Genomic DNA, 13,739 nt, shown 5'->3' with positions numbered 1-13,739 from the left:
GATGAAGCAAGTGGAAAACCCGACTTTTACCTTGTCCCCGATCCAGCAAGTGATCAAGGCGCACCGCCGCGGCGAGCGCGTGGGACTGTACGCCGTCTGCTGCAGCCACCCCAGCGTGCTGCGCGCTGCCATGCGCGTGGCCAGCGAGTACGACACCGTGCTGCTGGTCGAGGCGACCTCAAACCAGGTCGACCAGTTCGGCGGCTACACCGGCATGACACCAAACGTCTTCCGCGACACCATGCTGGCACTGGCGCGCGAACAGGGCTTCCCGATCGAGCGCCTGGTGCTGGGCGGCGACCATCTGGGCCCGAACGCCTGGCAGCACCTCGATGCAGCCACCGCCATGGCCCACGCCGAGACCCTGATCGCCGCGTATGCGTCGGCCGGTTTCCACAAGATCCACCTCGATTGCAGCATGCGCTGTTTTGATGACCCTTTGCAGCTCGACGATGAAACCGTGGCCGCCCGTTCGGCGCGCCTGTGCAGCGTCGCCGAAGCGGCCGCCGCCGCGGCCGGCTTCGCGCCGCCCGTCTACGTGATCGGCACGGAAGTGCCGATACCCGGCGGCGAAGCGTCGCTGGCGCAGGCCGGTGCCGTCACCAGCCCGCAAGCGGCGCGCCGCACCCTGGACGTGCACCGCAGCGCGTTCCTGGAAAATGACTTGCACGGCGCCTGGCGCCGCGTCATCGCCATGGTGGTGCAGCCGGGCGTCGACTTCGACCAGAGCAGCATCCAGCATTACGACGCGCCGGCCGCTGCCGATCTGTCGGCATTTGTTGCCGAGCAGCCCGGCCTGGTGTTCGAAGCCCATTCCACCGACTACCAGCGAGAAACGGCCCTGCACGCCATGGTGCGCGACCATTTCGCCATCCTGAAAGTAGGCCCGGCCGCCACCTTCGCCCTGCGCGAGGCACTGTACGCGCTGTGCCAGATCGAGGAAGAACTGCTGCCGCCGCACGCCACGTCGCAGCTGATGCAGGTGCTCGACGATGTGATGCTGGCCAAGCCGAAGAACTGGATCAAGCACTACCTGGGCACGCTTGACGAACAGCGATTGATGCGCCGCTACGGCTTGAGCGACCGTTGCCGCTATTACTGGGGCGAGCCGGAAGTGGCTGCCACCGTCGACAAGCTGCTGGCCAACCTGGACGCCCTGACGATTCCGCTGCCACTGCTGAGCCAGCATTTGCCGGAACAGTACCTGGCCGTGGTGCAGGGAAGCTTGACAGCCAAGGCGCCGGCTTTGATCGAGCACAAGATCGGCAGCTTGCTGGCGCAATATGCGCGCGCCTGCAACCGCAATGCGGCAGTCCCCGCCGTTGCCGAAGCGGCAATCTGTTAAGCTCGGTATTTTCATTTTTTACTGAGCCCGCCACCATGCGAAATACCAGCCAACGCCGTGAATCCATCCTCCACATGCTTGCCCAGCAGGGCTCGGTGCAAGTGACCGATCTGGTGGAAAAACTCGGCGTGTCCGCGGTCACCATCCGCAGCGACTTGAATGCGCTGGAAGCGCAAGGCATGGCCACACGCAGCCACGGCGGCGCGACGCTGACGCGCACGCCGCCGCTTGAACACACGATACGCCAGAAAGATGCCATCAACCACGAGCAGAAGGAGCGCATCGGCGCCTATGCCGCGCGGCTGGTGGAACCGGGCGACAACATCATCATCGACTCGGGCACCACCACCATCTCGCTGGCGCGCCATTTGCGCGATGCGACTGGCGTGACGGTGGCCACGAATGGCCTGAACATCGCATGGGAACTGGCGGATGCACCCGGCGTGGATCTGATCCTGACGGGCGGCCTGCTGCGCAAGCAGTCGCTGTCGATCCAGGGCAGCCAGGCCGAAACCTGTTTGCAAGCCTACAGCTTCGACAAGCTGTTTCTGGGCGTGGACGGCTTCGACCTGCAGTTTGGCGTCACCACCCACCACGAAGCGGAAGCGAGCCTGAACCACAAGATGGTGGAACGGGCCAAGAAAATCATCGTCCTCACGGACGCCTCCAAGTTCGGCCGCGTCAGCCTGCACCGCATCGTGCAGCTGGACCGGGTCGATACCGTCATCACCGATGCCAGCATCAGCCAGGAATACCGCGAAGGGCTGCAAAAGCTGGGCATCGAACTTTTTATAGCGGAATAACACATGCTGAGCGGCAGAATCCTTACCCCATCTGGCTGGATCACGGGCACCATCACTTTTGACCAGCGTATCGTCCAGATACAAGAAGACCCTGCCGCCGACAGCGCGCTGACCATTCTGCCCGGCTTCATCGACCTGCACGTGCACGGCGCAGCCGGCGTCGACATCATGGAAGGCGGCGAAGCGGGCGCCACCGTGGCGCAGGTACATGCGCGCCACGGCACCACGGCCCTGCTGGGCACCACCCTGACGGCCAAGGAGCCCTCGATCCTGCATGCCCTGCAAGGTTTGGCCGGGGTCATCGCCGAGCGCCCGGCCAACGGCGCGCGCATGCTGGGCGTGCACCTGGAAGGCCCTTTTTTGAACCTGCACCGCCTGGGCGCGCAGCCGCCCGACGTGGTACAAGCGAGCCTGGCGCTGGTGCAGCGCTTCCACGCCATCGCTCCCATCAAGGTGCTCACCATGGCGCCGGAAATCCCCGGCCACCTGGAATTGATCCCGCAACTGGCGGCGATGGGCATCCGCGTGCAGATCGGCCACAGCGCCGGCACGTATGACGAAGGCGTGGCAGCGCTGAAAGCCGGTGTCTCCGGTTTTACCCACCTGTACAACGGCATGACGGGCATGACGCATTACGACCCCGGCATGGTGGGCGCGGCGCTGGCGCATGCCGAGTATGCAGAAATCATCCCCGACCTGCAGCACGTGGCCAAGGGCGCCTTGCGCGCGGCCCTGCGCGCCATCCCGCGCCTGTATGGCGTGACGGACGCCACCTCGGCCACCGGCATGCCCGACGGCGAATACGGCCTGGGCACGCAGCGCGTCTACAAATGCCTGGGCTGCGTGCGCCTGGCCACGGGCTCCTTGGCCGGCAGCGTGCTGACCATGGACCAGGCGCTGCGCAATTTCGTCGAGCTGGGCCTGGACCTGGCCGACGCCTCGAACCGTTTGTCGCTGTACCCGGCCGATTACCTGGGCGAATTCGAACGGGGCCGCCTGGCGCCCGGCGCCTGGGCCGACATCGTCGTCCTCGATGCCACACTACAGCCAGTGTCCGTCTTCGTCGAAGGCGCGGCCATCGATCTTTCCACCCGCTAGACCCAGACCATCCCACCTCAACCCCGTCCCGGAGTTTTCATGCACGACACGTCACACAAGGCCCCCGTGTGGGCCATGCGCTACCTGCTATTTATTGCCGGCATGGGGGGATTGCTGTACGGCATAGACATCGGCATCATCGCCGGCGCCCTGCCCTACCTGGAATCGACGGCCTCGGTGGCCTGGAAACTGACGGCACAGCAGCTGAGCTTTATCGTCGCCGCCGTGCTCTTGGGTTCGGTCCTTTCTTCGCTGTTCGCCGGCGCCCTGGCCGACCTGCTGGGCCGGCGCTGGGTGATGTTCCTGGCCGGCGCCCTGTTCAGCGCCAGCATCCCGCTGATCGCCCTGGCCGACGGCTACACGCCGCTGCTGCTGGGCCGTCTGCTGCAAGGCATCAGCGGTGGCTTGATCGGCGTCGTCGTGCCCCTGTACCTTGCCGAATGCCTGCCCGCGCAACAGCGCGGACGGGGCGCCGCCCTGTTCCAGCTGCTGCTGACCATCGGCCTGGTGGCCGCCGCCCTGATCGGCCTGGTACAGGCGCAGACGGTGGAAACGGCCACGCAGGCGGCGCAAGCGTTGCCGGAAGCGGGCCGCAGCGCCGCCATCTTCGCGGCCAAGGACCAGGCCTGGCGCAGCATCTTCTGGGTCTGCCTGACGCCGGGCCTGGTGTTTACCGTCGGCGCCCTGCTGCTGGCCGAATCGCCGCGGTGGCTGGCGCAACGGGGCCGCATCGCGCAGGCGCGCCAGTCGCTGCTGCGCACGCGATTGCCCGCTGCCGCCGAGCTGGAACTGCGCGAGATGCAAGATACGCCAGAGAACGCGGCCAAGGCGAGTGGCAAGGCCAGGGATCCGCTGCTGAGCCGCCGCTATGTGCTGCCCTTCCTGCTCGCTTGCCTGATCCTCGCCTGCACGCAGGCGACGGGCATCAATTCCATCCTCGCCTACGTCGTCAATATTTTGAACCAGGCGGGCCTGTCGGGCGCCTCGGCCAACATGGCAGACGTGCTGCTGAAAGTACTCAATGCCGTAATGACGGTGGTGGCCGTGCTGCTGGTCGACCGCAAGGGCCGCAAGTTCCTGCTGATGCTGGGCACGGGCGGCATCGTCGTCTCGCTGCTGGCGGCCGGCCTGCTGTTCCGCACCGCCGAAGCGCACCTGGCCGACGTGCGCCCCGCCATCGCCGCGCAAGTGCAGGCCGACGGCCTGACCTTGCAGCTCGATGCGCCCACCTTGACGGCCCTGGGCGCGTCCGCCGACGGCACGCCGCAGCAGCTGACCATCGCCTATGCCTACGGCCCGTTCACCAACGTGAAAAGCCTGCGCAGCGACGACCCCGTGCTGCATCAGGTCAGCATCGCGCGCGACGACGCGGTGCAGGCAGACAGCGTGATCGGCGTCTTCTTCCGCAAGCTGCACCTGAACCCGTTCGCCGACCCGGCCGCCGGGCGCGAAGCGCCGCTGCGCATCGAGAAGGCCAGCCTGGGCCCCGTGCCCTCGTCCACGCATGGCTGGCTGGTGGCGATTGCCATCTGCGTGTTCGTTTCCAGCTTTGCCGTGGGACCGGGCGTGTGCGTGTGGCTGGCCCTGTCCGAGCTGATGCCGACCCGTATCCGCTCGAACGGCATGAGCATCGCCCTGCTGGTGAACCAGTTCGTCTCGACGGTGATCGCCGCCATCTTCCTGCCGACCGTGGGCTTGCATGGCTACTCCACCCTGTTCTTCTTTGGCGCCGGCTGCACGGTGCTGTACTTCCTGGCGGCCGCGTTTTTGCTGCCGGAGACCAAAGGTAAAACTCTGGAAGAGATCGAAGCGCACTTTGCCAGGTAACCATTTGTAGCAGTCTCCTTTCCAGCCCCGGCCCACATCCGGGGCTGTTTTTTTGCCTGCCTGGCAAGTTTACAGGGCTGGCGCGCACGGCACTGCACAGTTTTCCTTCTGGAATCTCGGCCGCCTGGGCTAAAATCTGGCTGCGTCGTGCTACTCACGAGGCGGCAATGGCGCCATGACAAAAACCACCAGGAGACACAGTGAGCTTATTTAGAACCAAGAATTTGGATGACATGATCGCCCACAGCAAGAAGCCAGGAGGTCTGGCCAAGGTGCTGGGGCCGTTCGACCTTGTCCTCATGGGCATAGGCGCCATCGTCGGCACCGGCATTTTCGTGCTCACCGGCACGGGCGCGCTGACGGCCGGCCCGGCCCTGTCGCTGTCGTTCGTCGTGGCCGCCGTCGCCTGCTGCTTCGCCGCCCTGTGCTATGCGGAATTCGCCTCCACCGTGCCGGTGGCCGGCTCCATCTACACCTACAGCTATGCCACCCTGGGCGAGCTGGCCGCCTGGATGATAGGCTGGGACTTGCTGCTCGAGTACGGCCTGGCCGCTGCCGCCGTCTCCGTCGGCTGGTCCGGCTACTTCCAGTCGCTGCTGTCGGGCTTTGGCATCGCGCTGCCCGCCGCCCTGACGGCCGCGCCGGGCGCCCTGCCCGGCGTGACGACCTTCATCAACCTGCCGGCCCTCGTCATCATGCTGCTGCTGACGGCCATGCTGGGCTGGGGCGTGCGCGAATCGGCGCGCCTGAACAACATCATGGTGGCCATCAAGGTGGGCGTGGTGCTGCTGTTCATCATCTTCGGTGCGCGCCACGTGCAGCCGGCCAACTGGCAGCCCTACATGCCGTTCGGCTACCACGGCATGCTGAGCGCCGCCGCCCTGGTCTTCTTCGCCTTCATCGGCTTTGACGCCGTCACCTCGGCCGCCGAGGAAGTCAAGAAACCGTCGCGCGACTTGCCGATCGGTATCATCGGCTCGCTGGCCGTGTGCGCCGTGCTGTACGTGGTGGTGTCGGCCATCATGACGGGCATCGTGCCGTATCAAAAATTCCTCGGCGTCGACCATCCCGTCTCGCTGGCCCTGCAATACGCGGGCGAAAACTGGATCGCCGGCTTCGTCGACCTGGGCGCCATCCTGGGCATGACTACCGTGATCCTGGTGATGGCCTTCGGCCAGACGCGCATCATCTTCGCCATGTCGCGCGACGGCCTGCTGCCAAAGCGCCTGTCGACCGTCCATCCGCGCTTCCACACGCCGTTCTTCGCCACCTGGCTGGTCGGCATCGTCTTCGGCCTGATCGCCGCCGTGATCCCGCTCAACATCCTCGCCGAGCTGATCAACATTGGTACTTTGGCCGCCTTCACCATGGTGTCGATTGCCGTGGTGGTGCTGCGCAAGAAGCGTCCCGACCTGCCGCGCGCCTTCCGCTGCCCCGGCGTGCCATATGTGCCGGCGCTGGCCGTGATCCTGTGCGTGGGCCTGATGACTTTCCTCAGCTGGGTCACCTGGGTGGCCTTTACCATCTGGCTGGTGATCGGCCTGGTCATCTACTTCGGCTACGCGCGCCGGCGTTCGCTGCTGCACCCGCCGCAGTAAAAAGTCCCCTGCAGCGACATATTCTGTCGCTGCCGCAGTTAAGATGGCGGTCTCGCAACCAACGCAGACCGTCATCCATGCAACGTTCCCCCGACCTCATCGAACAACTGGACCAGAGCGCGGACCAGCTCAAGCGCGCGCGCCTGCGCAGCATGCAGCTGCTGGCCGTCGGCTTGCTGCTGCTCGCCGCGCTGGTCTTCGCAGTGGCCCGCTCGCAGCGGGGCGGCCATCCCGCCTGGGGTTATGTGGAAGCGTTCGCCGAAGCGGCCATGGTGGGGGCGATTGCCGACTGGTTCGCCGTCGTGGCCCTGTTCCGCCACCCGCTCGGCATCCCCTTGTGGCATACGGCCATCATCCCGAACAGCAAGGCGGACATCGGCCGCAGCCTGGGCGCCTTCGTGGAAAACCATTTCATTACCGAGCAAGGCATCGCCGAGCGCATCGTGCAAGCCGATCCAGCCGCGCGCCTCGGCGCCTGGCTCAGTGACGAGCTCCACGCGCAGCAACTGGGCATGGCCAGCGCCGGCGTGGTGAAACAACTGCTGGCGGTGGCCGACCATGACAAATTGGGCCGCCTGTTGCGCGAACAGGCCAGCAACTACCTGGGCCAACTGAATCTGTCGAACGTGGCGGCCGAATGCATCGACGCGCTGATCGCCGACGGCAAGCCGCAGGAACTGCTGGACTTCCTGCTCGACCGCAGCGCCGCCTACCTGGACGACGAGGCGCACCACGCCGCCATCGGCGACTTCGTGCTGGGCGCCTTCCAGATCGAGAACGCGCTGGTCAAAAAAGCCGTGAAAGCGTATGAACCGCGCATGATCGCCTCGCTGCAAAAGTTTGCCCTCGCCGTGCGCGTCGATGCGCAGCACCCGCTGCGCCAGCGCATCGCCGGCTGGATCGCCGACAGCGCCTTGCACCTGAAGGCCGACCCGCAGTGGCAAGAGACGGTGCGCCGCTACCAGCTGCAGCTGATCGCCAGCGATACGGTGCAAGCCATGTTGGGCGAGCTGTGGAACCACATCGGCACGCGCCTGCTGGCCGACCTGCACGCCGACCAGCCCGTGCTGGCGCAAGCCATCGCCAGCCTGGCGCGCAACACGGGCCAGGTACTGGGCGAGGATACGAGCGCGCGGGAATGGCTGAACGGCGCCATCGTCGCCGGCAGCGGCACGCTGGTGCGCCGCTACCGGGGCGAAGTGGGTGCCTTCATCGCCGCCCGCCTGGACTTGTGGAGCAAGGACGAAATGAGCGAGCGCATCGAACTGGCCATCGGGCGCGACCTGCAATTCATCCGCATCAACGGCACCATCGTGGGCGGCCTGGCCGGTTTGCTCATTTACGCAGCCAGCCAGGCGTTCTAAACATCGTTACCAGCGTGGCACGGCGCTGGCCAGCGCCGCATGCGACGGAAAATGCGGCAGCACCTCTTCGGCCAGCTCCTGCAGCACGTCGATGGCCGGGCGCTGTCCATGCTGGATGCCCAGCGCCGCATGGTTGACGCCCGCCGCCCGCCATTCACCGAGCAAGTCGATCAGTCCCCTGCGCCCCGTGCGCAGCACGTAGCCGCTGCGCACGGGGGTGCGCGGATAATCTGGGTCGTCTACCAGGTCCAGCCACTCATTGCACATATGCGGGCGAAAGCCGCCATCCGGTATGCAGGCGCGCCAGGCGCGGATTTTTTCCGCCAGCCGGCGCGGCCCGTCCGGCGTATCCGTCGCTTCCGGATACGTCAGCCAGCCATCGGCATGGCGTCCTATCCATGCCAAAGGCTGGCCAGAGGAACTGGTGACGACCAGGGGAATGGCGCCCACCACGGGCTTGGGCAGCAATTCGAGGCCATCGACCCTGCCCAGCGGGCCTTTGACGCTGGCGGCACCTGCCTGCAGCAGTTGGCGAAACATGTGCACCGCCTGCGCATAGCGCTCGCCCCGCGTGGCGTATGGCACGCCATATGCGGGATACTCGCTGGCCCGGTCGCCCGACGCCGTGCCCAGCACAAGGCGCCCGCCCGATAATTGGTCGATGCTGGCGGCCGCCTTGGCCAGGTCGATGAGGTGGCGCAGGGTGAAAATGGCGCTGCCCGTGGCCAGGGCCAGCGATTGCGTGCGCGCCGCGAGGTACGCCAGGTAAGTCCACGGGTCGAACAGCTGGCCCGCATCGCCGAAACGCGGGTCAAACAGGGGAATGTCGCGCACCCAGGCGGCGGCAAAGCCTTGCCGGTCCATGGCGACGACCAGGTCGGCCTGGCCGGCCAGCGCCTGCATGTCGCCCTGGTAAAAACGCAGCGGCAGATAAATGCCGAGGGTGAGCGCGCCGGGCGCGAACATGCGGCGGTAGCCGCGGTGCAGCGTAAAGGCCTGCGACGAAGCGCCTTCTGTGATGTCTATGTTCATGTTGTTCCTTGATAGAAATCAGGCGCCCGTGGCGGGCGCGGGGAGCGTGACGCCCAGCTGCACGGCCGGGCGGGCCGCCACGCGGGCATACCAGGCGCCCACGTGCGCCCAGGCGGAAAAATCGAAGCCAACCAGCTGCGCGATATGCAGCCAGCCAAAGCTGGCGATGTCGGCGATGGAATAGTCGTCGCCGGCCAGATAGGCGTTGCCGGCCAGGCGGCCATCCATGGTGGCCAGCGCGGCCTCGCTCAACTGGCGAAAATGCGCCGTGGCGGGTGCATTCGCACCAGCGTCCGCGATCTCGAAATGCACGCGCTGGCCCAGCAGCGGCCCCATGCTGGCCGCGTGAAATTGCAGCCAGGTGATGGCGGCCCAGCGCGGCGCGGGTGCCTTGGGCAGCAGCCGCCCCGTCTTTTCGGCCAGGTACAGCAAGATGGCGGCCGATTCGAACACCGTGATGCCCGTGTCATGGTCGACCAGCACGGGGATGCGCCCGTGCGGATTGAGGGCCAGGAAGGCGGGCAGCCGGTGTTCGCCCTGTTCGATGCGCACATGACGCAGCCGGTACGGCAAACCCAGTTCGGCCAACGCAATCGTGGCCTTGAAACCGTTGGGCGAGCTGTCTGTGTACAAGTTCATCATGGCGCCGCCTTCTGGCGCGCGGCCTTGCCGGGCAGGATGGCGATGGCGCAGGCCAGGCCCGCGGCCACCAGGCAGGCGGAAACGAGGATGGCGCTGCCATAGCCTTGTGCGGCCGTGCCGCCGCCTGCCAGCACGGCGATGCTGACAGCCACACCCACGGCCAGGCCGACGGCCGAGCCGACTTCCTGCGTGGTAGTGAGCATGCCGCCCGCCAGGCCATGATCCGCTTCCGGCACGCCATCGATGCCAGCCACGGTCCAGGCGGGAAACGCCAGGCCATAGCCGATGCCGGCCAGTACCGTGCCGGGCAGGATGGAGGCGGCCCAGACAGACAGCGTCGCCAGCGAACTGCCCAGCAGGGCCAGACCGCCGATGAACAGCAGCATGCCGCCGACGATGACGGGCTTGGTGCCGCAGCGGGCGATCAGCGCCGGCCCGGCCCACGCGCTGGCCAGGGTAAAGGCGACAGCCATCGGCAGCAAACCCAGTCCGGTGCGCGTGGCGGAAAATGCCAGGACTTCCTGCATGGCCAGCGCCACCACGACAAAGGTTGGGCCCAGGGCCGTATTGGCCAGCAGGGAGACGATATTCGCGCCGCCCGTCGAGCGGCGCCAGAACACGGCCAGCGGCATCAGCGGCGCGGCCACGCGTCCCTCCACCCACACGAACAACGCCAGCAAGGCCAGCGCCAGCGCGACCAGGGCAAACGTGAACGGATGCGCCAGTCCCACATGCTCGCTATTGGCAAAGGCAAACACCAGCGTCGCCGCGCCCGACGCCACCAGCAGTGCGCCCCGCACGTCGAGCGTGCCGGAAGCCGCAGCGGTATCGGCATCGGGCCGCCCCATTGGCAAGGCTGGCGACAGGGCCAGCACCAGCAAGCCGACGGGCACATTGATCCACAACACCCAGCGCCAGCCCAGCAGGTCGGTGATGAAGCCGCCCAGGATCAGGCCCGCGACAAAGCCGCTGGCCGCCACGGCCGTCCAGGCACCGAGCGCCCGGTTGCGCTGGGACGGTTCGGGAAACACGGCCAGCAGCAGGGAGAACGCGGCCGGCGAAAACATGGCGGCGCCAAAGCCCTGCAGCGCGCGCGTGGCCACCAGCATGGCCGGGCTGTGCGCAAAGCCCCCCAGCAGGGACGCCGCCGTAAACAGGACCACACCCATGAGAAAGACGCGGCGGCGGCCGAACAGGTCGGCCGCACGCCCGCCCAGCAGCAAAAAGCCGGCAATGGCCACGCCATACGCATTGATCACCCACTGCAGGCCGCCTGGCGTAAAGCCCAGGCTGTGCTGGATGTGCGGCAAGGGGATCATGGTGATGGAAAAATCGAGCAAGGCGACGAATTGCGTGGTGCACAGCAAAACCAGGCAAAGTTGCCTATTTGAAAGTAACATGGGGGTCCTATCGATATAGTTTTACTCGACGTCAAAACAACGCCGCATACCCCTATAATGCGTTTTTTAAGAGTGAAACTGAAACGATGATTTTTCGCTCACAACTATAGAAAAACTATATCGATGACGCACCCTTTACCGCTCCAGGCGCTGCGCGCCTTTGTCGAAGTGGGCCAGCGCGGCAGCATCAAGGCGGCCGCCGAAGCGCTGCACGTGACGTCGGGCGCCGTCAGCCAGCAAATCCGCCTGCTGGAAGAGCGGGTCGGCATGCCCCTGTTTACGCGCGAACGCCAGGGCTTGCGCCTGACCGAAGCGGGCGCCATGGTCCACCCCGCCCTGCTGGGCGCCTTCGCGCAGATCGCCAGCGCCAGCCAGGCATTGGAAGACATGGGTGGGCGCCAGACGCTGACCGTCAGCACGGTGGCCACTTTTGCCGCCGCCTGGCTGGTGCCGCGGCTGGGCCGCTTCAACCAGCGCCATCCGCATATCGAGGTGCGCGTGGAAGCGACATCCGCACTGGTGGACCTGCGCCGCGACCGGGTCGATGTGGCGCTGCGCCACGGCCTGGGCGACTATCCGGGCCTGCAGGTGACGCGCCTGATGGCGCCCGTGCTGGTGCCCGTCGCCAGCCCCGCCCTGATGGCGGGCCAGCCGCCCATCGCCACGCCAGCCGATTGCCTGCACTACCCGCTGCTGCACGATACGGACCGCGCCGACTGGCCATTGTGGCTGGCTGCGCATGGCGCGCCGGACGGCAGTGCCGATGCGGCGCGGGCGCTGCGCGGCTCGGCCTTCGAAGATGATTTTCTGTTAATCCGCGCAGCCGAGGCGGGCCAGGGCCTGGCCCTGGTGCCGCAGTTGTATGCGCAGGAGGAAATCGCCGCCGGGCGCCTGGTGCAAGTGCTGGACTTGCCCTGGCCCGCGCGCTTTGCCTATTACCTGGTGGCGCGCCCCGACGCGGCCACGCGCCCTGCAGTACAGGCATTCATGGCCTGGATCAGCGAGGAAGCGCAGGCCACAGTCGCAGGCGGCTAAAGCGCCCCATCCCCGGCCGCGCACGACACCACGCCGCACACGGTGCTGAACAACATCGGCACGCCGGCGCGCCCCGTGGCGATGCAGGCCACGGCCGGTATCACAGCCAATAACAGGGCCAGGTAAACGATCGCCTTCAGACGCCGCGCGAGTGAGCTGAACACGCCCGCGCCCGGCCCTTGCGGATGGCGCACGCTGCCGGACGGCGGCAGGTCCTTGTACACCGCTTCACTACCTCTTGCCGGTATTTTCGTAAGCATGTCCGCCTCCTCCATCCACAGTGACCAGCCTGGCATGTCAGGCCGGGCGCGCCCCACGCGTGCCGAACTGCATGCATTGTATTTTGCCGAATAAATTTACCAAATACAATAAATATATCCACAAATAAAATAGTTCCCTCTATCTATAAGCAAGCAGCATGACGGAAAAATTTGCCCTAACAGAGAGCAAAAATGCTTACAACACGCTGCCGTTCCCGTCAAGAATTAAATCATTTTGTGCGAAAAACCAAATAAATCATGAAAATCATAATATTTGTTGAAATCATTTTTATTTGATGTATGATGATTTACAAGGAAATATCAAAGCGATGCAGCGGCTCTCTTTGCTTTGATCGCCCGACATCTCTGCCTTCTTTGTAGGGGACAAGCACATGAACACAATTCTGGCCTTGCGCCTGCTCGACGCCGCCGATGACGCCGCCATCATCATCGATGCCAGCTCGCGCATCCGCTATGCGAACGACGCCATGTATGCACTGAGCGGCTATGCCCCGGACAGCCTGACGGACCGGCAGCTCGAAGCGCTGCTGCCCGACTCGGTGCGCGAGCAGCATGGCGCGCAGATCGGCGCTTATCTGATAGGCGAAAAGAAGTCCACGGTGCTCGGGCACAAGCGCCATTTCGCCATACGCCACCGCGATGGTTCGATGCTGCCCATCGTGCTCAAGGCCATGGATCTGGGCAAGCTGGGCGATGAGAACTACCTTGGCGCCTTTTTCATCGACCAGCGCCACGAGCGCGCCATCGAACAGCAGAATGCGACCCGCTGGCAGCAGTTGCAGCGCATCGCCCTGAGCGATCCTCTGACCCTCCTGCCCAACCGCCGCGCCTTCGAAATCGACGCCGTGCGTGCGGCGGCGCGGGCCCGGCGCGCGGGCAGTCCGATGACCATCGGCATCGCCGACATCGATTTCTTCAAGAAGGTCAATGACCAGCATGGCCACGCGGCCGGCGACGCCGTGCTGCAAGCCATCGCTGCCGTGCTCCAGTCCCAGGCGCGGGCATCCGATGTCGTCGCCCGCGTGGGTGGCGAGGAGTTCGGCCTGCTGTTCCCCCATATGGACATGACCATGGCGCGCCAGGTGGCCGAACGCATCCGCCTGGCCGTGGCCGCAACGTGCGTCGCCTTCGAGCAAACGGCCATCACGGCAACGATCAGCATCGGCCTGGCGCCGCTTCCCCACAACGGCGACTGGAAAGCTGCTTTCATGCAAGCCGACGCCGCGCTGTACCAGGCCAAGAAGAATGGCCGCAACCGCGTCGAGGAAGCGTGAGCACCGCCTCCTTATCCGCTATTTCTTTCATCCAGCATCA

General features: G+C 65.6%; 12 protein-coding genes. 8 read left to right on the top strand and 4 right to left on the bottom strand.

Annotated elements, in window-relative coordinates:
* Position 1 precedes the first annotated feature (1 nt).
* The 6 genes from ACQ4WL_RS09795 (at position 2) to ACQ4WL_RS09770 (ending at position 8,035) form a co-directional block, all read left to right on the top strand.
* A complete protein-coding gene (locus tag ACQ4WL_RS09795) occupies positions 2–1,345 on the top strand; it encodes a D-tagatose-bisphosphate aldolase, class II, non-catalytic subunit (protein WP_436509651.1) in 1,344 nt (447 codons plus the stop codon).
* A gap of 35 nt (positions 1,346–1,380) precedes the next feature.
* Positions 1,381–2,148 carry a DeoR family transcriptional regulator gene (locus ACQ4WL_RS09790; RefSeq protein WP_436509528.1) on the top strand — a complete coding sequence of 256 codons (768 nt, stop codon included), beginning with the start codon at positions 1,381–1,383 and terminating at the stop codon, positions 2,146–2,148.
* Positions 2,149–2,151: 3 nt separating this feature from the next.
* Complete coding sequence (locus ACQ4WL_RS09785; protein WP_436509527.1) at positions 2,152–3,246, top strand: N-acetylglucosamine-6-phosphate deacetylase; 1,095 nt, start codon at positions 2,152–2,154, stop codon at positions 3,244–3,246.
* A gap of 39 nt (positions 3,247–3,285) precedes the next feature.
* Positions 3,286–5,073 carry an MFS transporter gene (locus ACQ4WL_RS09780; protein WP_436509526.1) on the top strand — a complete coding sequence of 596 codons (1,788 nt, stop codon included), beginning with the start codon at positions 3,286–3,288 and terminating at the stop codon, positions 5,071–5,073.
* A 200-nt stretch (positions 5,074–5,273) separates the two neighbouring features.
* On the top strand, positions 5,274–6,671 hold the full coding sequence (gene bcaP / locus ACQ4WL_RS09775; protein ID WP_436509525.1) for a branched-chain amino acid transporter BcaP: 1,398 nt from the start codon (positions 5,274–5,276) through the stop codon (positions 6,669–6,671).
* Between the two features lie 77 nt (positions 6,672–6,748).
* On the top strand, positions 6,749–8,035 hold the full coding sequence (locus ACQ4WL_RS09770) for a DUF445 domain-containing protein (RefSeq protein ID WP_436509524.1): 1,287 nt from the start codon (positions 6,749–6,751) through the stop codon (positions 8,033–8,035).
* Positions 8,036–8,041: 6 nt separating this feature from the next.
* Here ACQ4WL_RS09770 and ACQ4WL_RS09765 read toward each other — a convergent pair whose 3' ends face one another.
* The 3 genes from ACQ4WL_RS09765 to ACQ4WL_RS09755 are packed head-to-tail and all read right to left on the bottom strand — an operon-like array spanning position 8,042 to position 11,109.
* On the bottom strand, positions 8,042–9,067 hold the full coding sequence (locus ACQ4WL_RS09765; protein WP_436509523.1) for an LLM class oxidoreductase: 1,026 nt from the start codon (positions 9,065–9,067) through the stop codon (positions 8,042–8,044).
* 18 nt (positions 9,068–9,085) lie between these two features.
* Positions 9,086–9,709, bottom strand: coding sequence for a glutathione S-transferase family protein (locus tag ACQ4WL_RS09760; protein WP_436509522.1), 624 nt, complete (start codon positions 9,707–9,709; stop codon positions 9,086–9,088).
* A complete protein-coding gene (locus ACQ4WL_RS09755) occupies positions 9,706–11,109 on the bottom strand; it encodes an MFS transporter (RefSeq protein WP_436509521.1) in 1,404 nt (467 codons plus the stop codon). The genes ACQ4WL_RS09760 and ACQ4WL_RS09755 overlap by 4 nt, the downstream gene beginning before the upstream one ends.
* Positions 11,110–11,232: 123 nt before the next feature.
* On the opposite strand from ACQ4WL_RS09755, the gene gcvA reads away from it, so the two are divergent.
* The gene (gene gcvA, locus ACQ4WL_RS09750; RefSeq protein ID WP_436509520.1) at positions 11,233–12,144 is read left to right on the top strand and encodes a transcriptional regulator GcvA; all 912 of its coding nucleotides are present in this window, start codon (positions 11,233–11,235) and stop codon (positions 12,142–12,144) included.
* Here gcvA and ACQ4WL_RS09745 read toward each other — a convergent pair.
* Positions 12,141–12,404 (bottom strand): hypothetical protein, encoded by a 264-nt coding sequence (locus tag ACQ4WL_RS09745; protein WP_436509519.1) that lies wholly within the window; start codon positions 12,402–12,404, stop codon positions 12,141–12,143. The two genes, gcvA and ACQ4WL_RS09745, sit on opposite strands and share 4 nt — an antisense overlap.
* A 392-nt stretch (positions 12,405–12,796) precedes the next feature.
* Here ACQ4WL_RS09745 and ACQ4WL_RS09740 point away from each other — a divergent pair, with 392 nt between their 5' ends.
* Positions 12,797–13,699 carry a GGDEF domain-containing protein gene (locus ACQ4WL_RS09740; protein WP_436509518.1) on the top strand — a complete coding sequence of 301 codons (903 nt, stop codon included), beginning with the start codon at positions 12,797–12,799 and terminating at the stop codon, positions 13,697–13,699.
* Positions 13,700–13,739 lie beyond the last annotated feature (40 nt).

This window comes from Janthinobacterium kochi (assembly GCF_051380715.1).
Taxonomy (GTDB): domain Bacteria; phylum Pseudomonadota; class Gammaproteobacteria; order Burkholderiales; family Burkholderiaceae_D; genus Janthinobacterium.
Note: the sequence above shows the minus strand (reverse complement) of the source record. Positions and strands in the feature narration are given on the sequence as shown.